The 23,105-nt window shown below is 58.7% G+C and carries 20 protein-coding genes and 1 tRNA gene; 15 read left to right on the forward strand and 6 right to left on the reverse strand.

Annotated elements, in window-relative coordinates:
- Positions 1 to 29 precede the first annotated feature (29 nt).
- Genes lipA through LHU53_RS10135 form a run of 3 tightly spaced genes read right to left on the reverse strand, consistent with a single transcriptional unit; the run spans position 30 to position 2,118 of the window.
- Positions 30 to 1,025 (reverse strand): lipoyl synthase, encoded by a 996-nt coding sequence (gene lipA / locus LHU53_RS10125; RefSeq protein WP_227332528.1) that lies wholly within the window; start codon positions 1,023 to 1,025, stop codon positions 30 to 32.
- 59 nt (positions 1,026 to 1,084) lie between these two features.
- On the reverse strand, positions 1,085 to 1,813 hold the full coding sequence (gene lipB, locus LHU53_RS10130; RefSeq protein WP_227332529.1) for a lipoyl(octanoyl) transferase LipB: 729 nt from the start codon (positions 1,811 to 1,813) through the stop codon (positions 1,085 to 1,087).
- 8 nt (positions 1,814 to 1,821) lie between these two features.
- Complete coding sequence (locus LHU53_RS10135; protein ID WP_227332530.1) at positions 1,822 to 2,118, reverse strand: YbeD family protein; 297 nt, start codon at positions 2,116 to 2,118, stop codon at positions 1,822 to 1,824.
- Positions 2,119 to 2,124: 6 nt separating this feature from the next.
- On the opposite strand from LHU53_RS10135, the gene LHU53_RS10140 reads away from it, so the two are divergent.
- The 9 genes from LHU53_RS10140 (at position 2,125) to LHU53_RS10180 (ending at position 9,463) form a co-directional block, all read left to right on the forward strand.
- Entirely contained in the window at positions 2,125 to 2,727 is a 603-nt protein-coding gene (locus LHU53_RS10140) for an ATP synthase subunit I (RefSeq protein WP_227332531.1), read from the forward strand.
- Between the two features lie 14 nt (positions 2,728 to 2,741).
- Entirely contained in the window at positions 2,742 to 3,632 is an 891-nt protein-coding gene (gene atpB, locus LHU53_RS10145; protein ID WP_227332532.1) for a F0F1 ATP synthase subunit A, read from the forward strand.
- A gap of 62 nt (positions 3,633 to 3,694) precedes the next feature.
- Positions 3,695 to 3,943, forward strand: coding sequence for a F0F1 ATP synthase subunit C (gene atpE, locus LHU53_RS10150; RefSeq protein WP_227332533.1), 249 nt, complete (start codon positions 3,695 to 3,697; stop codon positions 3,941 to 3,943).
- Between the two features lie 36 nt (positions 3,944 to 3,979).
- On the forward strand, positions 3,980 to 4,450 hold the full coding sequence (locus tag LHU53_RS10155; protein WP_227332534.1) for a F0F1 ATP synthase subunit B: 471 nt from the start codon (positions 3,980 to 3,982) through the stop codon (positions 4,448 to 4,450).
- 9 nt (positions 4,451 to 4,459) lie between these two features.
- Positions 4,460 to 4,990: a F0F1 ATP synthase subunit delta gene (locus LHU53_RS10160; RefSeq protein WP_227332535.1), complete on the forward strand. Its 531-nt coding sequence runs from the start codon at positions 4,460 to 4,462 to the stop codon at positions 4,988 to 4,990.
- A gap of 48 nt (positions 4,991 to 5,038) precedes the next feature.
- Complete coding sequence (gene atpA / locus LHU53_RS10165; protein ID WP_227332536.1) at positions 5,039 to 6,592, forward strand: F0F1 ATP synthase subunit alpha; 1,554 nt, start codon at positions 5,039 to 5,041, stop codon at positions 6,590 to 6,592.
- A gap of 29 nt (positions 6,593 to 6,621) precedes the next feature.
- Positions 6,622 to 7,518: a F0F1 ATP synthase subunit gamma gene (gene atpG, locus LHU53_RS10170; RefSeq protein ID WP_227332537.1), complete on the forward strand. Its 897-nt coding sequence runs from the start codon at positions 6,622 to 6,624 to the stop codon at positions 7,516 to 7,518.
- Between the two features lie 50 nt (positions 7,519 to 7,568).
- Positions 7,569 to 8,996 (forward strand): F0F1 ATP synthase subunit beta, encoded by a 1,428-nt coding sequence (gene atpD / locus LHU53_RS10175; RefSeq protein WP_227332538.1) that lies wholly within the window; start codon positions 7,569 to 7,571, stop codon positions 8,994 to 8,996.
- Between the two features lie 50 nt (positions 8,997 to 9,046).
- A complete protein-coding gene (locus LHU53_RS10180) occupies positions 9,047 to 9,463 on the forward strand; it encodes a F0F1 ATP synthase subunit epsilon (protein ID WP_227332539.1) in 417 nt (138 codons plus the stop codon).
- A 75-nt stretch (positions 9,464 to 9,538) separates the two neighbouring features.
- Here LHU53_RS10180 and LHU53_RS10185 read toward each other — a convergent pair whose 3' ends face one another.
- The 3 genes from LHU53_RS10185 to LHU53_RS10195 are packed head-to-tail and all read right to left on the reverse strand — an operon-like array spanning position 9,539 to position 11,567.
- Positions 9,539 to 10,060, reverse strand: coding sequence for a TPM domain-containing protein (locus tag LHU53_RS10185; protein WP_227332540.1), 522 nt, complete (start codon positions 10,058 to 10,060; stop codon positions 9,539 to 9,541).
- A complete protein-coding gene (locus LHU53_RS10190; protein WP_227332541.1) occupies positions 10,060 to 10,977 on the reverse strand; it encodes a YgcG family protein in 918 nt (305 codons plus the stop codon). Before LHU53_RS10190 ends, LHU53_RS10185 begins: the two co-directional genes overlap by 1 nt.
- Positions 10,974 to 11,567, reverse strand: a complete 594-nt coding sequence (locus LHU53_RS10195) for a LemA family protein (RefSeq protein ID WP_227332542.1) — start codon at positions 11,565 to 11,567, stop codon at positions 10,974 to 10,976. The genes LHU53_RS10190 and LHU53_RS10195 overlap by 4 nt, the downstream gene beginning before the upstream one ends.
- Positions 11,568 to 11,718: 151 nt before the next feature.
- Between LHU53_RS10195 and LHU53_RS10200 the strand changes: the two genes are divergently transcribed.
- From LHU53_RS10200 to LHU53_RS10225, 6 genes are all read left to right on the forward strand, one after another.
- The gene (locus LHU53_RS10200) at positions 11,719 to 12,168 is read left to right on the forward strand and encodes a nuclear transport factor 2 family protein (RefSeq protein ID WP_227332543.1); all 450 of its coding nucleotides are present in this window, start codon (positions 11,719 to 11,721) and stop codon (positions 12,166 to 12,168) included.
- Positions 12,169 to 12,207: 39 nt separating this feature from the next.
- Positions 12,208 to 13,194 carry an alpha/beta fold hydrolase gene (locus LHU53_RS10205; RefSeq protein ID WP_227332544.1) on the forward strand — a complete coding sequence of 329 codons (987 nt, stop codon included), beginning with the start codon at positions 12,208 to 12,210 and terminating at the stop codon, positions 13,192 to 13,194.
- The gene (locus LHU53_RS10210) at positions 13,187 to 13,726 is read left to right on the forward strand and encodes a DUF2946 family protein (RefSeq protein WP_227332545.1); all 540 of its coding nucleotides are present in this window, start codon (positions 13,187 to 13,189) and stop codon (positions 13,724 to 13,726) included. The genes LHU53_RS10205 and LHU53_RS10210 overlap by 8 nt, the downstream gene beginning before the upstream one ends.
- Before the next feature lie 288 nt (positions 13,727 to 14,014).
- Positions 14,015 to 14,090: transfer RNA gene (locus tag LHU53_RS10215), tRNA-Arg, on the forward strand.
- A gap of 839 nt (positions 14,091 to 14,929) precedes the next feature.
- On the forward strand, positions 14,930 to 20,224 hold the full coding sequence (locus LHU53_RS10220) for a DEAD/DEAH box helicase (protein ID WP_227332546.1): 5,295 nt from the start codon (positions 14,930 to 14,932) through the stop codon (positions 20,222 to 20,224).
- An 18-nt stretch (positions 20,225 to 20,242) separates the two neighbouring features.
- Complete coding sequence (locus tag LHU53_RS10225; protein ID WP_227332547.1) at positions 20,243 to 23,101, forward strand: helicase-related protein; 2,859 nt, start codon at positions 20,243 to 20,245, stop codon at positions 23,099 to 23,101.
- The last annotated feature ends 4 nt before the right edge of the window (positions 23,102 to 23,105 follow it).

The raw sequence follows: 23,105 nt of genomic DNA on the forward strand, positions 1-23,105 counted from the left end.
GGTGGTTAGCTATAAAAATTGGTAGTTCCTCAGAGGCTGGCCATCGCGTGCCCGGCCTGCTGGTCGGCATGGTAGCTGGAACGCACCATGGCGCCGACTGCGGCGTGGCTGAAGCCCATCTCGTACGCTTTGGTTTTGAACATCTTGAACACGTCCGGATGCACATAACGTTTGACCGTCAGGTGGCTGGTACTGGGCGCGAGGTACTGGCCGATGGTCAGCATGTTGATGCCATGGTCACGCATGTCCTGCATGGTCTGCAGGATTTCCTCGTCGGTTTCGCCCAGGCCAACCATGATGCCGCTCTTGGTGGGCACGTCAGGGAACAGGGCCTTGAACTTTTTGAGCAGGTTCAGGCTGAACTGGTAGTCCGAGCCGGGGCGGGCCTCGCGGTAGAGGCGCGGGATGGTTTCCAGGTTGTGGTTCATCACATCGGGCGGCGCGGCCTTCAAGATCTCCAGTGCGCGGTCATCGCGGCCCCGGAAGTCGGGCACCAGTACCTCGATCTGGGTGTGTGGTGATTTGGCGCGAATCTGCTCGATACAGGCCACAAAGTGCCCGGCGCCACCGTCGCGCAGGTCATCGCGGTCCACGCTGGTGATCACCACGTACTTGAGTTTGAGCTGGGCAATCGTGTTGGCCAGGTTGACGGGTTCGTTCACATCCAGCGGGTCGGGGCGGCCATGGCCCACGTCACAAAACGGGCAGCGCCGGGTGCACTTGTCACCCATGATCATGAAGGTGGCCGTGCCTTTGCCAAAACATTCACCGATGTTGGGGCAACTGGCTTCCTCACACACGGTGACCAGTTTGTTGCTGCGCAACACGTCCTTGATTTCGTAGAAACGGGTGCTGGGGCTGCCGGCCTTGACGCGAATCCACTCGGGTTTGCGCAAGATCTCGCCTTGCACCACCTTGACCGGGATGCGCGACAGCTTGGCCGCAGCCTTTTGTTTGGCGGTGGGGTCGTAGTTCTCGGCGGATTGCGCCTCGCGCACGGTGGGGTGGTCGGTGGGGGTGGTCATAGGGTGTTGGATGGGTCGGCAGGGCCGCGGTTAATCAGAGACGCGGCCAGTGCGGGTTGTCAGGGCGCCAGGTAAGTCGCCAGCTTGTTGGCCAGAACGTCAGCCGCTTCTTGCCAGGAAACGTGGGTGCCAATTGTAGAAAGATCAACGGTTTGCAGCGCCTGGTAGCCACATGGGTTGATACGCGAGTAGGGTTCCAGGTCCATCGCCACGTTCAGCGCCACCCCGTGGTAGGTGCAATTGCGGCTGACCTTGATGCCCAAAGCCGCGATCTTGCCCACGCCGGTGAAGTCGGGCACAGGCGCCGATCTGGTCGGATTGGCTGGGTGTTCATGACCTTCTGCTGTGTCTGTTGCCCGCTTCATGGGCCGCTGCGGCAGCATCGCGTGTGAGCCCGGGTCATCCAGGCGCACATAAATCCCTGGCGCGCCTGCCACACGGTGCCCCGTCACGCCAAAGTGCAGCAGCGTACGGATCACCGCTTCTTCAATCCGATAGACGTACTCCTTGACAAAATACCCGGCCCGTTTGAGGTCCAGCAGCGGGTAGGCCACCACCTGTCCCGGCCCGTGGTAGGTGACCTGGCCGCCACGGTTGGTCTGGATCACCGGGACGTCACCCGGATTAAAAATGTGCTCCTTTTTGCCCGCCAGACCTTGGGTGTAAACGGGATCGTGCTCGCACACCCAGAGCTGATCCGGCGTGGTGTCGGTGCGCGCAAGTGTGAATGCCTGCATGGCCTCGTAAGTGGGCAGGTAGGCCACGCGACCCAAGAATTGGGGTTGCATCATCACGGCTACAGCACCACCTTGACCATCGGGTGGGTCGAGAGGGTGCGGTAGAGCTCATCGAGTTGCTCCCGGCTGGTGGCGGTGACGGTGAGGGTCACACCGAGATAGTTGCCACCCTTGCTGGGGCGCAGCTCCACGGTGCCCGGGTCAAAGCCGGGGTCAAACTGCTGGGCGATGTGGGTCAAGGCGGGGACCAGTTGGTCGGGTTTGATGCCCATCACCTTGATCGGAAACTGGCACGGATAGGTGATCAGCGAAGCGGCTGGTGCATCGGACGGGGAGTGTTCTGGCGGGTTGGTCATGGTCGTGTGGCGGTTCGGGCTGCCGATTCGGGTGGGTTTCTACCTATAATCAAAGGCTTATCTGACAAAAGCCGAGCCTGTAAAGTAATCGTAATCTTAATGGCGACAATAGCACCTACGGGAGCACCGGGCTCTGAATCAGATGGCGAGCCGGACGATTTTGTCCCGCTGACACCTGAGCAGGCGGCAGCGATCCGTGCGGCCAACCCGTCGACATCACCCTGGTGGGTGGTGGCTGGTCAAATCGTGTTGGGTGTGCTGGTCGTTATGGTGGCCTGGCTCTGGTTTGATGAAAGAGTTGCCAAATCCGTTGCGTGTGGTGTGATGGCGGTGGTGGTTCCGGCGGCAGTGTTTGCTCGCGGGTTGACCAGCCAGTTCGCCAGGGTCAACGTGGGTGCGGCGGTGATGAGCTTCTTTTTGTGGGAGCTGGTCAAGATAGTAGTGACGCTGGGCATTCTTTTTGCTGCCCATCGTCTGGTGGCAGGTTTGAGCTGGCCGGCAATGCTGGTTGGTCTGGTTGTTACCGTCAAGGTGTATTGGTTGGCGTTGGCGTTCAGACGCAAAGGCAAGCCGGTGCTGGTTTTAACGCCTCATGGCAAAAGTAACTGATGTAAGAGTGACCGATGGCTACTGAAGAACACGCTGCACAACAAGGCCCGACCGCTGGTGAATACATTGGTCACCACCTGACCCATCTTCAATCGTCCAAGCAAACGGGTGTGATCGACATGTCCGTGTTCAACCTGGACTCCATTTTTTGGGCGGTCCTGGTGGGTTGTCTGGGTATGTTTTTCATGTGGCGGGTCGCCAAGAGCGTCACGTCTGGGGTGCCTGGGCGGATGCAGGCGGCGGTCGAAATTCTGCTGGAGATGGTTGACACCCAGGCCAAAGGCATCATTCACAACGCCGAGTCGCGCAAGTTTGTGAGTCCTTTGGCGCTGACGGTCTTTGTCTGGGTGTTCTTGATGAATTCCATGGACTTTTTGCCGGTGGATCTGATTCCGCTGATTTGGGAGATGATTTACGCTGCGGCAGGCCATGATCCGCACCATGCTTACATGCGGGTGGTGCCAACGGCTGATTTGTCCACCACGCTGGCCATGTCGACATCGGTTTTGTTGGTCTGTCTCTACTACAACGTCAAGATCAAGGGTGCAGGCGGTTGGGTGCATGAGTTGGTCACGGCGCCGTTTGGTACCAGTAAGAATCCCCTGTTCGCCATTCCGTTGGGTGTGCTGAACGTCGCGATGCAATTGATTGAATTCACGGCCAAGACGGTCTCGCACGGCATGCGACTGTTTGGCAACATGTATGCGGGCGAGCTGGTGTTCATGCTGATTGCGCTGATGGGTGCGGTTGGTTTTGGCTCTGCCACAGGTATTGCTCTCTGGTTCGGTCATGTGCTGGCAGGCACCGGCTGGGCAATATTCCACATTTTGATCGTGACGCTGCAAGCGTTCATTTTCATGATGTTGACTCTGGTGTATGTGGGTCAAGCGCACGACCATCACTAACAATTTGTCAGTAGGTTTCGTTATCTTTTTTCTTTTCAACTTGAATCCATAGGAGCTCTTAAATGGAAAACGTTCTCGGTTTTGTGGCACTGGCCGCTGGTTTGATCATTGGTCTGGGTGCTATCGGCGCTTGTATCGGCATTGGCATCATGGGTAGCAAATACCTCGAAGCCGCCGCACGCCAACCCGAGTTGATGAACGAACTGCAAACCAAAATGTTCCTGCTGGCTGGTCTGATTGATGCTGCGTTCCTGATTGGTGTCGGTATCGCCATGATGTTTGCCTTCGCCAACCCGTTTGTGTTGCAGTAAGTCCTTTGCCTTTCACTGATCTAGAGAGGTGTTGTTGTGAGTATTAACGCAACATTCTTCGCGCAGATGGCGGTGTTTTTCCTGTTGGTGATGTTCACGATGAAACTCGTGTGGCCACCGATAGCCAAGGCACTCGACGACCGCGCACAGAAAATCGCAGACGGCCTCGCAGCTGCTGACAAAGCCAAGTCCGAACTTTCATCTGCCAACCGGCGTGTGGAAGAAGAGTTGGTCAAATCGCGCACCGAGACGGCCAGTCGTTTGGCAGATGCTGAGCGTCGTGCTTTGAGCATCATCGAAGAGGCCAAGGCCAAAGCCGCGGAAGAGGGCAGCAAAATTGTTGCTGCTGCCAAGGCAGAAGCCGAGCAGCAAACGGTGAAGGCTCGCGAAGCTTTGCGTGAGCAAGTTGCCGCGCTGGCTGTCAAAGGTGCCGAGCAGATCTTGCGCAAGGAAGTCAACGCTGGCGTCCATGCTGACTTGTTGAATCGTTTGAAGACCGAGCTCTAAGAGAACAACATGGCTGAACTTGCCACTATTGCACGTCCCTACGCTGAAGCCCTGTTCAAGGCTTGTGGTGCTGATGCCAAAACGGTCCTGGGCTGGCTTGATGAGCTGGCTTGTGTTGCCGCAGAGCCTCAGTTGCTGCAGTTTGCAGACAGTCCCAAAGCCACATCGGACCAGGTGTATGGCGTGATTTCTGGTGTCATGAAAACGGCTTTGAGCGTGCATGCCCAGAATTTCCTGCGTACGGTGATCGCGAACAACCGGCTGGCTTTCCTGCCTGAAATTGCCTCGCAATTTCGCGCGCTGGCCAATGCCAAAAGCGGCTCCAGTGATGCTGTGGTGTACAGCGCCTTCCCGATCGATGGCGCCGCCCTTGCGGAAACCGCCAAGGTGCTTGAGCAGCGGTTTGGCCGCAAGCTCAACGTGTCTGTGCAATTGCAGCCCGATCTGATCGGCGGCATCAGGGTGGTCATAGGTGACGAAGTTCTTGACACATCCGTCAAGGCCCGTTTGGAACAAATGAAAGTGGCTTTAACGGCTTGAGGCTTTGCCGCAAACCGTCAGCCCATTTAATGAAAGAAGGAAAGAGTCATGCAACTCAATCCCGCAGAAATTTCTGAACTGATCAAGAGCCGTATTGAGGGCCTGTCCGCCGTAGCAGACATCCGCAATCAAGGCACGGTTGTGTCCGTCACGGACGGTATTTGCCGCATCCATGGCTTGTCTGACGTGATGCAAGGCGAAATGCTTGAATTCCCCGCCGGCTCCGACGGCCAGCCCACCTATGGCTTGGCGCTCAATCTGGAGCGTGATTCGGTGGGCTCGGTGATTTTGGGTGAATACGAACACATTTCGGAAGGTGACACGGTCAAGTGCACCGGCCGTATTCTCGAAGTGCCGGTGGGCCCTGAGCTCAAAGGCCGTGTGGTCAACGCGCTGGGTCAGCCGATCGACGGCAAAGGCCCGATCAACGCCAAGATGACCGACGTGATCGAAAAAGTGGCGCCGGGCGTGATTGCTCGTCAGTCCGTGGACCAGCCGATGCAAACCGGTCTGAAGTCCATTGACTCCATGGTGCCCGTGGGTCGTGGTCAGCGCGAGTTGATCATTGGTGACCGTCAGACCGGCAAAACCGCCGTAGCGATTGACGCCATCATCAACCAGAAGGGTCAGAACATGACCTGCGTTTACGTTGCGATCGGCCAAAAAGCCTCCAGCGTGAAAAACGTGGTGCGTTCACTGGAACAAGCTGGCGCGATGGAATACACCATTGTGGTCGCTGCTACGGCTTCCGAGTCGGCAGCGATGCAGTATGTAGCCGCCTACTCTGGCTGCACCATGGGTGAGTACTTCCGTGACCGTGGTCAGGACGCATTGATTGTTTATGACGACTTGTCCAAACAAGCTGTGGCTTATCGTCAGGTGTCGCTGTTGTTGCGCCGTCCTCCGGGCCGCGAAGCTTACCCCGGCGACGTGTTCTACCTCCACAGCCGTCTGCTCGAGCGTGCCGCTCGCGTGAACGCTGATTACGTTGAAGCCTTCACCAAGGGTGAAGTCAAAGGCAAGACTGGTTCTTTGACCGCTTTGCCGATCATTGAAACGCAAGCCGGTGACGTGTCTGCCTTCGTGCCGACCAACGTGATCTCGATCACCGACGGCCAGATCTTCCTGGAAACTTCTCTGTTCAACGCCGGTATCCGCCCAGCGATCAACGCCGGTATCTCGGTGTCCCGCGTCGGTGGTGCTGCACAGACCAAGCTGATCAAGAACCTGTCCGGCGGTATCCGTACCGACCTGGCGCAGTACCGCGAACTGGCCGCGTTTGCACAGTTTGCGTCTGACCTGGACGAAGCGACCCGCAAGCAGCTGGACCGTGGTGCCCGTGTGACCGAGTTGCTCAAGCAAGCCCAGTACAGCCCACAGCCCATTTCGATCATGGGTGCGACGCTGTTCTCCGTCAACAAGGGCTTCCTAGACGACATCCCGGTCAACAAGGTTCTGGCGTTTGAGCACGGTTTGCATGGCTACCTGAAAGACAAACACGCTGCCTTGCTGGCCAAGCTGGAAGCTGCACGCGCGATGGACAAGGACGCCGAAGCTGAACTGAGCACCGCCGTTGCCGCATTCAAGAAGTCGTTTGCCTAAAGTCACCTCGCAAACAGAAGGAGACTGATATGGCAACTGGCAAGGAAATACGCGGCAAGATCAAAAACTTCGAAAGCACGAAGAAGATCACCAAGGCCATGGAGATGATTTCCGTCTCCAAGATGCGTAAAGCCCAAGAACGCATGCGCGCTGCACGGCCGTACACCGAAAAGGTGCGCAACATTGCGGCGCATCTGGGTCAGGCCAATCCTGAGTACGTGCACCCGTTCATGAAAATCAATGACGCCAATGTCGTTGGCATGATCGTGGTGACCACGGACAAGGGGCTGTGCGGCGGTTTGAACACCAACGTATTGCGTGGTGTGACCAACAAGCTGCGTGAGGTGCAGTCTGAAGGCATGAGCACCCAGGCGGTGGCCATTGGCAACAAGGGCCTGGGGTTCCTGAATCGCGTGGGCGCCAAAGTGGTGGCGCATGTGACGCAGTTGGGTGATCGTCCTCATCTTGAACGCCTGATTGGCCCGGTCAAGGTGCTGCTGGATGCCTACGCACGCGGCGAGCTCAAAGTGGTCTACCTGACCTACACCCGCTTCGTCAACACGATGAAGCAGGAAGTGGTCATGGAGCAACTGCTGCCACGTTCGGTCGGCCAAATGAACGAGGAAACGCGTGCCAGCGAGGCGGTCAGCGGTGAAAAACACGGCTGGGACTACATTTACGAGCCCGATGCGCAGTCCGTCATTGATGACTTGATCGTCCGTTACGTGGAAGCACTGGTGTTCCAGGCGGTCGCTGAAAACATGGCGTCTGAGCACGCCGCCCGCATGGTCGCCATGAAGGCAGCCACCGACAATGCAGGCAATGTGATTGGTGAACTGAAGCTGGTTTACAACAAGACCCGCCAGGCAGCCATCACCAAAGAGTTGTCAGAAATCGTCTCCGGCGCCGCCGCAATCGCTGCCTGATCACTCTTTCAGCGAATTAGCAAGATTCAAATTTATTGGAGCAAAACCAAATGGCTCAAGAAACTACCAACACGAACGCGGCTGTGCAAGGCAAGATCGTTCAGTGCATCGGCGCTGTGGTTGACGTGGAATTTCCGCGCGACCACATGCCCCACATTTATGACGCGCTCAAGCTCGAAGGCTCTACCCTGACCCTGGAAGTGCAACAGCAACTGGGTGACGGCATCGTCCGGACCATTGCGCTGGGTTCTTCTGATGGTCTGCGCCGTGGCCTGATGGTGTCCAACACCGGCAAGCCTATTTCGGTGCCTGTGGGTACGGCCACCCTGGGCCGCATCATGGACGTGCTGGGTGCACCCATTGACGAGCGTGGTCCGGTGAATGCTTCTTTGCACATGTCCATTCACCGCAAAGCGCCGGTGTACGACGAACTGAGCCCGTCACAAGAACTGCTGGAAACCGGCATCAAGGTGATTGACTTGGTCTGCCCGTTCGCCAAGGGCGGCAAGGTCGGTCTGTTCGGTGGTGCCGGTGTGGGCAAGACCGTGAACATGATGGAACTGATCAACAACATTGCCAAGGCGCACAGCGGCTTGTCGGTGTTTGCCGGTGTGGGTGAGCGTACCCGTGAAGGCAATGATTTCTACCACGAGATGGCTGACTCCGGCGTGGTGAACCTCGAGAAGTTGGAAGACTCCAAAGTGGCCATGGTGTACGGTCAGATGAATGAGCCTCCGGGCAACCGTCTGCGCGTGGCCTTGACCGGCTTGACCATTGCTGAATCGTTCCGTGACGAAGGCCGTGACGTGTTGTTCTTTGTGGACAACATCTACCGCTACACACTGGCCGGTACCGAAGTGTCCGCGCTGCTGGGTCGTATGCCTTCCGCCGTGGGTTACCAGCCGACTTTGGCCGAAGAAATGGGCCGCCTGCAAGAGCGGATCACCTCGACCAAGGTGGGTTCCATCACCTCGATCCAGGCCGTTTACGTGCCCGCCGATGACTTGACCGACCCGTCGCCTGCCACCACCTTTGCCCACTTGGATTCCACCGTGGTGCTGAGCCGTGACATCGCGTCGCTGGGTATTTACCCCGCTGTGGACCCGCTGGACTCCACCAGCCGCCAGCTCGACCCGAACGTGGTGGGCCAGGACCACTACGAAACCGCCCGCGCCGTGCAGGGCACCTTGCAGCGTTACAAAGAGTTGCGCGACATCATCGCCATTCTGGGTATGGACGAATTGGCGCCTGAAGACAAGCTGACCGTGGCCCGCGCTCGCAAGATCCAGCGTTTCCTGTCGCAGCCGTTCCACGTGGCTGAAGTGTTTACTGGTTCACCCGGCAAATATGTCTCTTTGGCTGAAACCATCCGTGGCTTCAAGATGATTGTGGCTGGCGAATGTGATCACCTGCCGGAACAGGCGTTCTACATGGTCGGTACCATCGACGAAGCGTTCGAAAAAGCCAAGAAAATCTGATGATTTTGCGGGACAGTCTCTAGCGCTGTCCCCAACTGATTAGGAAAAAAATGAACACTATTCACGTTGATGTGGTCAGTGCCGAAGAGTCCATCTTCTCTGGCGAGGCGCGTTTTGTGGCCTTGCCGGGTGAAGCGGGCGAGCTGGGCATTTACCCCCGCCACACGCCGCTGATCACCCGCATCAAGGCGGGGTCGGTGCGCATCGAAATGGCGGATGGCGGCGAAGAGTTTGTTTTCGTCGCTGGCGGCATCCTTGAAGTCCAACCCGACTGCGTGACCGTGTTGTCTGACACGGCCATTCGCGGCAAAGACCTGGACGACGAGAAAGCCAACGAAGCCAGGCAAGCGGCTGAAGAGGCCATGAAAAACGCCAAGACTGACCTGGATTTGGCCAAGGCCTCATCCGAGTTGGCGATCATGGCGGCGCAAATCAGCGCGTTGCGCCGGTATCGCGGCAAGAAGTAAGGCTTCTGGCGCAAAACAAAAAGCCCGGTCTAACCGGGCTTTTTTGTGGGCGCTTGATCGCCGCGTGTCCCAACCTCAACGTACGGAGGGCGCGTCAGGCAACTCGTTCGGGTTGTGGGCACCCGACGCCAGGGGGAAGTGGGTCACCAGCAGGTGTGACACCTCGGCCACCGCCTGATGCAGGCCGCCTTCAAAGCGGCCCTGGCGAAACGATTCGCGCATGTGCTCAATGAGCTGCTGCCACGTTTGTGGGCTGACCTTGTCGTTGAGTCCCCGGTCGGCCACGATCTCGATGGCGCGCTCAGCCAGCAGCACATAAATCAGCACGCCGTTGTTGTCGGCCGTGTCCCACACCCGCAATTTGCTGAATTGCATCACCGCCCGGCTGCGGATGATGTCGGGCAGAGGTCCGTCGCGCCAAAGGTAAATGCTGGGCAGGCCGCCTTCGACATCGATGCGTATTTCACCGCTGTGAAGCTTCTCGCTGGCTTGTACCGCCTGCGTCAATGCGTCCAGCACCTTGGGCGGCAGCACACGGCGTGTCAGGTCGTCACCCTGCCATCGGTGTTTGAACAATCGAACAAGTTTTGTGAGCATCACCAGCCTCCCGAGGCACCACCGCCGCCAAAACCGCCGCCGCCGCCCGACCTGAAGCCGCCACCACCACCCAAGCCACCGCGCGAGCCGCCGCCGCCCCAACCGCTGCCGCCCAGGCCGCCGCCAAAGCCACCTGTGCCGCCGCCCCGGCCGGTGTGGTTGCCGCCCAAGGAAAAAAGCAGGGAGACAAATAGTGCCCCGACACCCACCAAGCCGCCAATCAACAGGCTGGTGGTCATGTCAAAAGCGATCCAGCCCGCCACACCGCCGGTGGCCACGGAACCCAGGCGCGAACCGAGGATGTTCTTGGCCACCGCGCCGATCACCGGCACAGCGACCAGGAAAAAAATGAGCAGGTCGCCCATGTCCTGGCCCAACAGGCTGCCAAACGGCCCGTCGTTGCCCGGGGCAGCCGGGGCTGGCAGGGCTTCACCCCGAATCAAACCGATGAGCCGGTCCAGGCCGGCGTCGATGCCACCCGCGTAGTCGCCCTGGCGAAAGCGTGGTGTGATCACTTCGTCAATCACGCGTTTGGCGGCCAGGTCGGGAATGGCGCCCTCCAGCGTGCGGGCGACTTCGATGCGTACCCGCCGGTCTTGCACGGCGACGACCAGCAAAACACCGTCACCGACCGCCTTGCGGCCAATCTTCCAGCTGTCGGCCACCCGGAAGGTGTAGGCGGCGATGTCTTCGGGCTGGGTCGTGGCGACCAACAGCACCACCAATTGACTGCCAGCTTGCGTCTCAAACGCGGCCAGTTTGGCGTCGAGCGCGCTGCGTGCCTCAGGGGTGAGCGCGCCAGCCAGGTCCATCACCCGGGCGGTCAGCGCGGGCACGGCCTGTTGCGCGTGTACCGCACCCAGCAGCAACCAGAGTCCCAGGAGCCCGGCCGTCAGGCGGGCCAGCAACTGCTTCATTTCTTGTTGAAATCAACCACGGGCGGGGTCGAAATGGCGGCTTCGTTCTGAACCGTGAAACCTTCCTTGGCCTGGTATCCAAACACCATGGCGGTCAGGTTGGTCGGAAAGCTGCGTGCCAGCGTGTTGTATTGCTGCACCGCCTGGATGTAGCGGTTGCGTGCCACGGTGACCCGGTTTTCCGTGCCTTCCAGTTGCACCCGCAGGTCACTGAAGCCTTGATTGGCCTTCAAGTTGGGGTACTGCTCGGACACCGCCATCAGCCGACTCAGGGCAGAGCCCAACTCTCCCTGCACGGCCTGAAACCGCTTGAAGGCCTCGGGGTCGTTCAGCGTCTCGGGGGTGACCTGGATCGACGTCGCCTTGGCGCGGGCCTCAATCACCTTGGTCAAGGTCTCCTGCTCAAACGCCGCCTCCCCTTTGACGGTGGCCACAATGTTGGGCACCAGGTCCGCGCGACGCTGGTACTGGTTCAGCACCTCGCTCCAGGCCGATTTGGTCTGCTCGTCCAGGCTCTGAAAATCGTTGTAGCCGCAACCGCTCAGCGCCAGCGCCGCCGACATCACCAAAAACCAACGTCTCATCTTCATCTCCCGGCGTAAAAACCGCAACCTTAGCACACGCACCCTGTCGCTTAGGCAGGGCGCCAGCGCTAGGCATGCCACCCGCATGTGTTTTGGCGCCCGGCGCCATCTTGCGCAAACAGGGCAAAATCAAACCTTACCTGATGGCCCACCACACATGTCCAAAGCACCCAAAAAATCCGCCACGCTGGGCGGCACCGCTGATGAAACCGAAGCCAGCTTTTACGAAGCGCTGCAAACCGGCGACATCGAGCGCCTGATGGCCTGCTGGGCAGATGACGACGAGGTCATCTGCGTCCATCCTGGCAGTCCGCGGCTGGTCGGCCTGGGCGCCGTGCGGGCGGCGTTTGATGCCGTGCTCAGCCACGGCGGTGTGCGCATCCAGATGGAAGCCTTGCGCAAACTGGAGCACATGACCTGCGCCGTGCACAGCGTGCGCGAACGCATCGACATCCTCACCAACGAAGGCTCGGTCCAGGCCTATGCCCTTGCCACCAACGTGTACTTCAAAACCGCCCAAGGCTGGCGCATGGTGGCCCACCACGTCAGTGCGGGTGGTGCCAACGAGTCCGAGGACATTTCGGACTCACCCCATGTGTTGCACTAGGTGGGCTTGGCGCCCCGGGTTGGCCAGGGAGCGCTGGTTGTGAACTACCTGGCGCCGTGGTGGCTGCCCGGTGGTCACGCACAAACCATCTGGCCAGCCCTTCACACCCGCCGCCAGCACACCGCAAAGGGCGGCAAGACGCCAGCCTATCGACGTGAACGCTGGACAACACCGGACGGTGATTTCATCGACCTGGATTGGCTCGATACCCCGGGCGCCCAGACGCTGATGGTGATGTTTCATGGCTTGGAGGGCTCATCCAGCAGCCATTACGCGCTGGCTTTTGCCGGGTACGCCCGCCAGCATGGGTTCAGTTACGTGGTGCCGCATTTCAGAGGCTGTGGTGGTGACATCAACCTGGCACCGCGCGCCTACCACTCGGGCGACTTTGAAGAAATCGGCTGGGTGTTGCACCGTCTGCGCCAATGCCATGCGGGTCGCATCGTGGCGGTCGGCGTCTCGCTGGGTGGCAACGCCTTGCTGCGCTGGGCCGAAGAAGCGGGCAGCACGGCGGACCGGGTGGTGGCAGCGCTGGCCAGCATCTCCGCGCCGGTGGACCTGGCTGCCAGTGGCCGCGCCATCGGTCACGGGCTCAACCGGCAGGTGTACACCCGCATGTTTCTGGCCAGCATGAAGCCCAAGGCCTTGCGCAAACTGGCACAGTACCCCGGTCTGTTCAACGCGCAGGCGTTGCGCGACGCACGTGATCTGTACACCTTTGACAACCTGTTCACCGCCCCGCTGCACGGCTTCAAAAACACCGACGACTACTGGGCCAGAGCTTCTGCCAAGCCGCATCTGGCCCAAATCAAGGTGCCCACGCTGGTGGTGAATGCACGCAACGACCCGTTTGTGCCTGCGGGCAGCTTGCCCCAGAGCGGCCAGGTGGGCACCAGTGTGACCCTGTGGCAACCCCATGGCGGCGGTCACGTGGGTTTTGCCGCAGGCAGCCCCCCCGGCCACGTGCGCACCCTGCCCGAGCAGGTGGGCGGCTGGCTGGCAACGCATGGAGAACCGCATGGATGACATCGTCAAACAGGCCATGGCCAAATGGCCGAATGTGCCCGACTGTTATGGCTGGCTCGGGCTGGACGCCCGGGGCAACTGGTACATGCGCGATGACCGCGCTCAGGCGGCGGGTGCGTTCGACAGCGGCCAACCGGGCGCCAAAGGCTCGTTGCTGCAACACGAGAAACTGATTGATTTCATCGGCCGCAATTACAGTGCCGACGCCAAAGGCTGCTGGTTTTTTCAGAACGGCCCGCAGCGTGTGTATGTGGAACTGCAAGCCGCGCCGCTGGTCTGGCGGGTGCAGGCGGACTTCACGGTCAAGGACCATAGGGGCCGCAGCGCGCAGGTTCAGAGCTGCTGGCTAGACGAGCTGGGCCACCTGTTTCTGGCAGCGGATACCGGTCTGGGCCTGGTGCATACCCAGGACATGGAGCGTGCGGCGGATGCGGTGGAACGTGGCCTGTGGTTGCCGCAAGACGTCGCCAGCCAGGTGCTGCCGCGCCAGTTCGGCTTTGTCAAAAGCCCCCAAGCGCTCCGAAGCCAGTAGACCCCAGCCGTCGGCCTGCAAGCGCTGGGTCACGCCCACGTCCACCCTCTTTGGGCCGGACGTGGGGACAGGTTGATGAGTCCAACGCTGGGAAGCAGCCTGGGTTGCCAACACTGACCGGTCGCAGAAACCGACAGCAGCTGCGACGAGCCGGCCACTGAAACCACCTACAATCCAGCGCTTGAGAGAAAAATGCGGCTGTAGCTCAGTGGATAGAGTATTGGCCTCCGAAGCCTATAGTCATCCGGGCTCTCTGCGAAAATGTGAATATTGGTCTTTTTTAGAGTTGCGGCTGTAGCTCAGTGGATAGAGTATTGGCCTCCGAAGCCAAGGGTCGTGGGTTCGATCCCCGCCAGCCGCACCAGTCATAAGTTTGATGCTATCAAATATGACAAATTGCCGGGAATTTGCACTGGTGTCTAATAGTCAAACAGCAGTTTGATCCGAAAAAGACCAATCGTCAGCTGTTGTTGGCGATGCCCCACTGCGCCCTGTATGTGCCACGACTGTGCCTCAGTCGAACATGACGAAACCGAAATTCAGTAAATCTTGAGTATTGGACTTGTGCCCTGGATCTTTGCACGAACTGTCGCCTTTTCTCGTGCACCCAAGAACACCATGGACGCTCACAAAATCAGCAATCCACGACAAGCCATACTTTGTGCGAGGCCACGACCGCAAAAGTGAACGTATATCCAGACCCAAAGGTGCAGGGGACGAAATTCATTTGCGTCAAACGGCAGAATTGGGAGGCAGCCCACTTGGCCAATGCATAGAGCAGGCGCACCGGTGAATGATGTAGGCAGAACGCTTGTACAAAGCGAATGTCAATTTTGCATCCTCAGAAGACTCGAGTTCAGTGGCGAGCTTCTGAATTTCATGAACAGCAACACGAAGTTGTTGCCGAAGATAAGACAGAGGTTCATGTAGGACACTGTCTCAAGAGTGGAAATTCCAATGATGAGGTTGCTTATGACCTGCCGGTTGGGAGCGACTCTGAAGTGCCCATTTCAGTCAAAGCCTTGATCGAACTCGTAACCCGAATGCGGGTATTCAAACATGGATGGGTCAATGTTCGCCGGTCGGTCACGGCTGCAGAAGTTTTTTGAGTAGTCTCCGCTGTCCTGCCCGTTACAGTTAGGGAAAATCGGACAAATTGGTGTGGCTTTTCAGGAGCCAGCCAACAATTCAGGGACTCGCCTTATGGATGACGTTTTCAACTTTCGCAACCGGCTCATTGGCGAATACAGCTCGTTTTCGCGAAGCTTTTCCAAAGTTGCAGCGCCAGACATTCTGGTCAAAGTGGAAGAAGAATATGCCCGTGGCCGCTACTGGCCTGAGCCACTGATCCAGATTAACCCTAACTACAAGCGCAGTGGCACGGTTCAGCAGTTGGCAAAAGACGGGTTGCTGCATCCAGATTGCGCACATATCTTCCAGGCTGGAAAAACCGAAGGAAAGTCCGCTGACCTGCACCTGTACGTCCATCAGTTGCAGGCTCTGGCCAAGGCTCAAAAGCACCAAAGCTTTGTCGTCACCACTGGCACAGGCTCTGGCAAATCTCTCTCGTTCTTCATTCCCATCATCGACCGCATTGTCAAAGCCAAGGCGGGTGATTCCCAGAAGCGCACGCGGGCAATCATAATTTATCCGATGAACGCCCTTGCTAACAGTCAGTTAGAGGAGCTCGACAAGTTTTTGCATGGTTACACCAAGGGCGAGGCACCCTTTACTGTTGCCCGTTATACCGGCCAAGAAAGCTCGGCAGACCGACAAGAGATTGCCAATAGCCCCCCCGACATTCTGCTCACGAACTTTATGATGGCGGAGCTAATTCTCACGCGCTTCGAAGAGATTGACCGTCAGGTGGTTGAGCATTGTCAAGGGCTTGAGTTCTTGGTGTTGGATGAGCTGCATACCTATCGTGGCCGACAGGGCGCCGACGTTGCGCTTTTGGTGCGCCGCTTGCGCGAACGATTGAAGGCCGATCAACTGGTGTGCATTGGTACATCGGCCACCATGTCTTCCACAGGTACCCAGGCTGATCGCAACCTAACAGTGGCGAGCGTTGCCAGCTTGTTGTTCGGGGCATCCATCACAGAGAACGATGTTATTGGCGAAACACTGCAACGGGTCACTAACCCCGCCAAAGACGTTCAGGCCATCAAGCAGCTGCTGAAGGCCGCACTAATGAAGGAATCACATTCTTGGATCGACTTTGAAGCCTTCAGCGACGACCCGTTAGCCATTTGGGTGGAGCTCACGCTTGGCATTGAATTGCCTGCTGATGAGCCTCCCCGCCGTGCAAAGCCCATCACACTGAAAGATGCTGCCGGTCTGCTGGCCACAGATGCGCAATGCACCTCTGATGAAGCCATGGCTGGATTGCAACGCTTCTTGGTGGCAGCCAACGATGTCAAGACACCGCAGGGCCGTGCCCCCTTTGCTTTCAAATTGCACCAATTCATCAGTGGCCCCGGCAAAGTGCTCGCCACGCTGGAACCGGCTGGCGTGCGTCACATTACTTTGGATGCCCAGCGCTTTGCACCTGGTCGGCAAGAGGAGGGTGCACAGCTGTATCCAGTTCACTTTTGCCGTGATTGCGGGCAGGAGTACCACCCTGTGTGGCGCTCGGGCCAGGCTGCGCAGGAGTACACACCCCGTGAAATTGATGACATCTCAGGCGACGAAGATGACAAAGCCCGCTATGGGTTCTTGTGTCCGTCAAGTCTGAGCCAGTCCTACAAAGGTGACATTGAGGATTTGCCCGAGTCATGGCTTGACCTGACCAAGGCTGCACCGAGAGTCAAAAGCACCTTCAAAAACCATGTCCCTGAAGATGTGCAGGTCAGCCCACAAGGTTGGCAGGGCAGCGGCGAGTCATACTGGTACATTCCAGGCAAATTCCTGTTCTGCTTGAATTGTGGCCAGACCCATGAGGTCCATGGCAAAGACATCAATCGCCTGGCCAGCTTGTCGGGGGAGGGGCGTTCATCAGCAACCACCATCCTCACGCTCAGTGCAATACGGCAGCTCTTTGATGCGAAGGACATGCCGTCCGATCAGCCTGATCCGCGAAAGCTACTGGGCTTCACGGACAACCGGCAAGATGCCGCCTTGCAGGCTGGGCATTTCAATGACTTCGTGTTTTTGCTCACTTTGCGCTCTGCATTGATTGGCGCTTTGCAAAACAACCAGGGTGTCTTGACTGAGGAAACTCTGGCAGATGCTGTTTTCAAGGCGCTTGGTTTTGACAAGACGGACTTTGGCACGCTGGCCGAATACCTGCGCACGCCTAAGCTGATGGGCCTGGCGCGCCAGGATGCGCAGCGTACCTTGCGTTTCATCATTGGCTACCGCCTCTTGCGCGATTTGCGCCGTGGCTGGCGTTTCAATAACCCCAATCTGGATCAGTTGAACCTGCTCTCCATCGCTTACCGTGGTATCGATGAGTTTGCATCGGAGGCATCACTGTTCAATGGCAGCCCAGTGCTGTCCAAGATCAATCCTGCTCAGCGTACTGTACTGGCCAGGATGTTGTTTGACAGCATGCGCCGCAGCCTGTGTCTTGAGACGCGTTACCTCGATGCAGTGGAGCAAGACAAGGCCAAGACGACAGCGCATCAGTACCTCAATGAGCGTTGGGCCTTTGCGCCGGATGAAAACCTGGAGACTGCCAAATACCTGATCTTGACCAAACGCCCCGAATACAAAGGTAAACCTCGTGCCGACTTGGTGCCGGGAGGTTCTCGCTCCCGACTCCTCAAAGACCTCAAGGCAGCGTCATTTTGGAAAGACAGCGCGGCGGCTGGGCAGGTTGTCGGCTGGAAAGACCCGCAGTGGGTGGAACTGACGGATCAGTTGCTTCAGGCAGCATCCAACTACGGCTATGTGCAGAAGTTTGATGTGGACAGCCAGGTGATTGGCTGGCGGCTCAACGCGTCTTCTATGGATTGGTTGCTGGTCGATGAATCGCAAGCGTTGGAAGACGGCAAACATAACCAATTTTTCCGCAACCTGTATCAGGCCGTGGCTCAGACCCTGCGTCAGCAAGGGCACCCCTTGTTCGACTTTGAGGCCCAAGAGCACACCGCGCAAGTGGATTCTGCCCGCCGACAGTTGCTGGAGCAACGCTTTCGCTATACAGAAAAAGACCGCAAGGACTGGCTGGACAACCCCGCGCATGAGGCACCGCTGGAGCGCCTGCCAGTCATGTTCTGCTCGCCCACCATGGAGCTGGGCGTCGACATCTCGGCATTGAATACGGTCTACCTGCGCAACGTACCCCCCACCCCTGCCAACTACGCCCAGCGCAGCGGCCGGGCAGGGCGCTCAGGGCAGCAGGCACTCGTCATCACCTATTGCGCAGCCCTTAGCCCGCATGACCAATGGTTTTTCCACCACGCCACCGAAATGGTTCACGGCATCGTCAAGCCGCCCACATTGGACCTGGCCAACCGCGATCTGATTGAAAGCCACTTGCACGCCGTATGGCTTGCTGCTGCACAAGTGCAGTTGGACACCAGCATCGCGCCCCTGCTTGATCTGGAGCAGGTAGATAAACCATTGCAGCCCGCCCTGCGTGACAAGCTCAATGCCCCAGAGGTCACCGCACGCGCTCTGCAGAGTTCCCAAGGCTTTGTTGCCCAACTTGCTTCCGTGCTCAGCAGCAGTCCATGGTTCTCCGCCGACCATGTGGCTGCCACCATTGAGCGTGCGGGTCAAGACTTCAGTGCCGCCTTTGAGCGCTGGCGGGCTTTGGTGGATGCCACCCGCAAGCAAATGGACATGGCGGATCAGGTGGTTAAAAGCTACACCACCTCGCACGCTGAAAAGCAAAATGCCCAGCGCCGTTATGGTGATGCTGCCCGTCAGTACAGCGTGTTGCTCAAGTCGGGCAACGGCCAGAACTCTGATTTTTATACCTATCGCTATCTGGCCAGCCAGGGCTTCTTGCCTGGCTATAACTTTCCACGCTTGCCTTTGATGGCTTGGATACCCGCAAAAGGGGGGGCTGCTGTCAAAGGCAAGGATGACGAAGGTAGCATGGTTAGCCGCCCGCGTTTTTTGGCATTGTCTGAATTTGGTCCGCGCAGTCTCATTTATCACCAGGGTCGCATGTACCGCGTGGTGCGTGCCAAGCTCAATGTCGGCTCGGCCGATCACATCTCGGGTAACAGCACGCTCGCCACTGTGGCCAGCCGTGTATGCAGCCAATGCGGGTACGCCCACATGGGAGAGGAAGATGGCGCCGAACCATACCAAAACTGCTGCGAAAACTGCGGCGCATTGCTCACCGACCATGATTGGGTCCGTAACCTCTACCGCATCGAGACGGTGGAAACCATCCCCGTTGAGCGCATCTCCATCAATGACGAAGACCGTCAGCGCCAAGGCTTTGAGCTGCAAACCACCTACCGCTTCCTGCCAGGGCTGGACGGCAAGATCGCACAGCACAAGTCACTTATCGGCAGTGACAGCGGTGACGATGCTCATGCCTTGGCCGCGCTGACTTATTCCCCTGCGGCGCAAATCTGGCGAATCAACCGTGGCTGGCGCCGACGCAAAGACAAGGATCAGCTCGGCTTCTACATCAACCCCATTACCGGGCAGTGGAGTAAAAAAGACGAGCCAGGTGCCACGGATGATGGCAGCAGCGATGATGGCTTGCTGGACAAGGTGCCCAACCAGCAAATCGTTCCCTTTGTGGAGGACCACCGCAACATCCTTATTCTGGCACCCAATGTGCCGCTTGATTTGGAAGCCATGGCAACCCTACAAGCCGCACTTAAGCGCGGCATTGAAATGACCTTTCAGATTGAAGAGTCCGAATTGGTGGCCGAGCCCTTGCCCAAACAGGACGAGCGCAAAGCCTTGTTGTTTTACGAAGCAGCCGAAGGCGGAGCCGGTGTTTTGACCCGTTTGGCCACAGAGCCCCAGGCCATGGCCCAGGTAGCCGCTGCAGCCTTGCGCGTGATGCACTACAGGGAACCCGCAGGATCTTGGTCGGTGGAGGATTTGAACAATCTGGAGCAAAAAACGCAGGATGGTCACAGCATTTGTGAAGCCGGTTGTTACCAGTGCCTGTTGTCATATTTCAACCAGCCAGACCATGACCACATCAACCGACGCAATACGCAAGCCATTGAAATGCTGGTCGCGTTGGCCAACGCCCAAGTAGCTGCCGCACCTGCTGAGCCAAGTCAGTCGCCCTCTGTGTCAGAGGCTGCAGGCACCCATGACGCGCTTTTTGAGCAATGGCAACAGGCGCTTCAGGCTGGTGGGCACAAGGTGCCGGATCAAACCCAGTTGCAGGTGCTCGGTGGCCAGTTGACCGTAGCGGGCCAGTACAAAGCTGCCCGAACCTTGGTGATATTGCAGCCTTTGCAAGCCTCATGGCAGGCCGAACTGACCGATAAAGGCTGGTCTGTCATCAATATGTCAAATTCAGCCCTGTGGTCAGAGCAGTTCGCCGCTTACCCTCATGTCTTTAGCTAATTTCAAACCTTTTCACGCATGACCACAGCAACCGATGATTTCCACCCCGGCAACTTGGTGCGTGCACGCGGGCGCGAGTGGGTCGTGCAAGCCGACACCCGGCGAGACGGCGGCGGCAGCCTGCTGCGCTTGCGCCCCTTGGGTGGTGCGGATGAAGACATCATTACCCTGATCCCCGATCTGGAATTCGCGCCTGTGGAGCCCGCCACTTTTGCCTGGCCTGACCCGACGCAACCCGGCAACCACGCTGCTGCCTTGCTCTTGCGTGATGCTCTGCGCCTAAAGCTGCGTGCAGGTGGCGGGCCGTTCCGCTCATTTGGGAATATCGCTGTCGAACCCCGCGCCTATCAGCTGGTGCCCTTGCTCATGGCCTTGCGTCTCTCCACCGTGCGCCTGTTGATTGCGGATGACGTCGGCATTGGCAAAACCATTGAGGCTGGCCTGATCGTGCGCGAGCTGATGGATCGTGGCGAAGTCCGCCACCTGGCCGTGCTCTGCCCGCCCCACCTGGTGGAGCAGTGGCAGGCGGAGTTGCAAGACCGCTTCAACATGCAGGCCATCGCCCTCACGTCCGCCAGCGCCAGCCGTATAGAGCGCGACTTGCCGCATGGCGTAGGCCTGTTTGACCATCACCCCATCGTGGTGGTCAGCCTGGACTACATCAAAAGCGAACGCCACCGTGAACATTTTTTAAGTATCGCTCCCGAGTGCATCATCGTCGACGAAGCCCACACCTGCGCCAGCAGCGGTGCAGGTAAACAGTTGCGGTTTGAGTTGCTTCAGCGTCTTGCCAAAGATACTGAGCGCCACCTGCTGCTGCTCACCGCCACGCCGCACTCAGGGGATGAGGTCGCGTTTTACAACTTGCTTTCCCTGCTTGACCCTGCCTTTTTGGGTCTGCAAAATCGTACCTTGGCCGACGATCCGCTGCGCGACCAGCTCGCCCGACATTTTGTGCAGCGCCGCCGCAAAGATATTGTGGAATGGCAGGCCGAAACCCAAGATGGTCGTGGCTTTGCCCGCCGAATGAAAACCGAGCTCACCTACCAGCTCACTGGTGACTGGGGCGCTTTTTTTGATGCGGTGCAAACCTATTGCCGCGAAATGGCCGAATCGGTGGAGCAAAGCCAGCATGGCAGCGCCCGCCTGATCTGGTACGCCACCTTGGCCCTGCTGCGCTGCGTCGCCTCCAGCCCCGCCACAGCCGTCAAAGCGCTCAGCACCCGCCTGGAAGGCAAAACCGAAGCCCTGGCTGCTGAGGGCGATGACGATCTGCTCGAAGACGAGCGCCTGCACGACGGCCAGGCCGATGACCTCGGCAGCAATGACTTGGAGCCCGCAGGCCAGATCAACGACCGCCTGCAAGATGCCCAGCACTTGCAAGCGCTGATTGTTGAGGCCCAGCGCTTGTCCGGCAAAGTCGGTGACCCCAAACTGGCCGTGCTCATCACCCACGTGGACGGCTTGGTCAAAGACGGCTTTGCCCCCGTGGTGTTCTGCCGTTATGTGGCCACCGCTCACTACGTTGCCGCCGAGCTGAAAAAACACTTTCCCAAAGTGCTGGTGGATGTGGTCACCGGCGAACTCAGCCCAGAAGAACGCCGTGACAAGGTCGAGAGCATGGCGGAAGGTGTCGAGGCGGATGGTGGCCGTATTCTGGTCGCCACTGACTGTCTGTCTGAAGGCATCAACCTTCAGCACCTGTTTACCGCCGTGGTGCACTACGACCTGGCCTGGAACCCCACCCGTCACGAGCAGCGCGAGGGCCGCGTAGACCGCTTTGGCCAGCTAGCCCCCGAGGTGCGCTGCACCATGCTCTATGGGCAAGACAACCCGGTGGACGGGTTTGTGCTCAACGTCATCTTGCGTAAGGGCGAGGCCATCCAGAAAGAACTGGGCGTGCTGGTGCCCATGCCAGAAGACAAACTGCGCATCAACCAGGCCATGGTGAAAGCCGCACTGATGAAGCGCAACGCGCCGCGTAACCAGCAATTGGGTTTTGACTTTGCCGAGGCCGAGCAAGTATTGGTCCCCTTGCAAACCCTGTGGACCGATGCGCTGGAAAAAGCCAAGCTCAACCGCACAAAATTCGCCCAGCGCCGTATCCGCCCCGACGAAGTGCTTCCCGAGTGGCAAAAGCAGCAGACTGCCCTGGGCAGCAGTGCCGATGTGCAGCGCTTTGTGCAAAGCGCCTGCGTCCGCCTGAATGCCCCGCTGGAGGCCGTCCGCCGCACAGCTGGCAACACCCTGTACCGGCTGCCCACCCAGCACCTGCCCGAAGCCCTGCGCCAACGCCTCACTGACGAAGGCCTGGTGCCAGACAGCGCCAAGCCCATCCTGGGCCTGAACTTTGCCGAGCTCCACCGCAGCCACCCACTTGTGACCGTGCTGGCAGACCATTTGATTGAAACCGCCTTGCAGGGCGAATCCGGCGTCACCGCACGCTGCGCCGCAACCATCACCAATGGGGTGGACATTGTCACCACCGTTTACCTTCTGCGCTTGCGTCACCAACTGGGCTACGTGCGCCGCCGCCAGCCTTACCAGATGATGGCCGAAGAAACCGTGGCCCTGGCCGTCAAAGGCCGCAGCAACCCCGAGTGGCTCAGTGACGATGCCACCGCCCAGTTGCTGGAATGCCAACCCACCGGCAACCTGCCGCGTGAGGCCATGACCCGCGAGGTAAGCCAGGCGCTGGACTTCTTGCAAGCTCACCCCCAACGCCTGCAAGACCTGGCCAACGAGCGCGCCCAAACCCTGCTGGCCGACCACCGCCGAGTGCGCGAAGCCGCCCGTGACGTGGGCCAGTACAGTGTGGCCCCCTGTTTGCCGGTCGACGTGATTGGTGTGTATGTCCTCCTGCCAGACGCTCTGTAGTTCC

The organism is Rhodoferax sp. U2-2l (assembly GCF_020594515.1).
Classification (GTDB): Bacteria; Pseudomonadota; Gammaproteobacteria; order Burkholderiales; family Burkholderiaceae_C; genus Rhodoferax.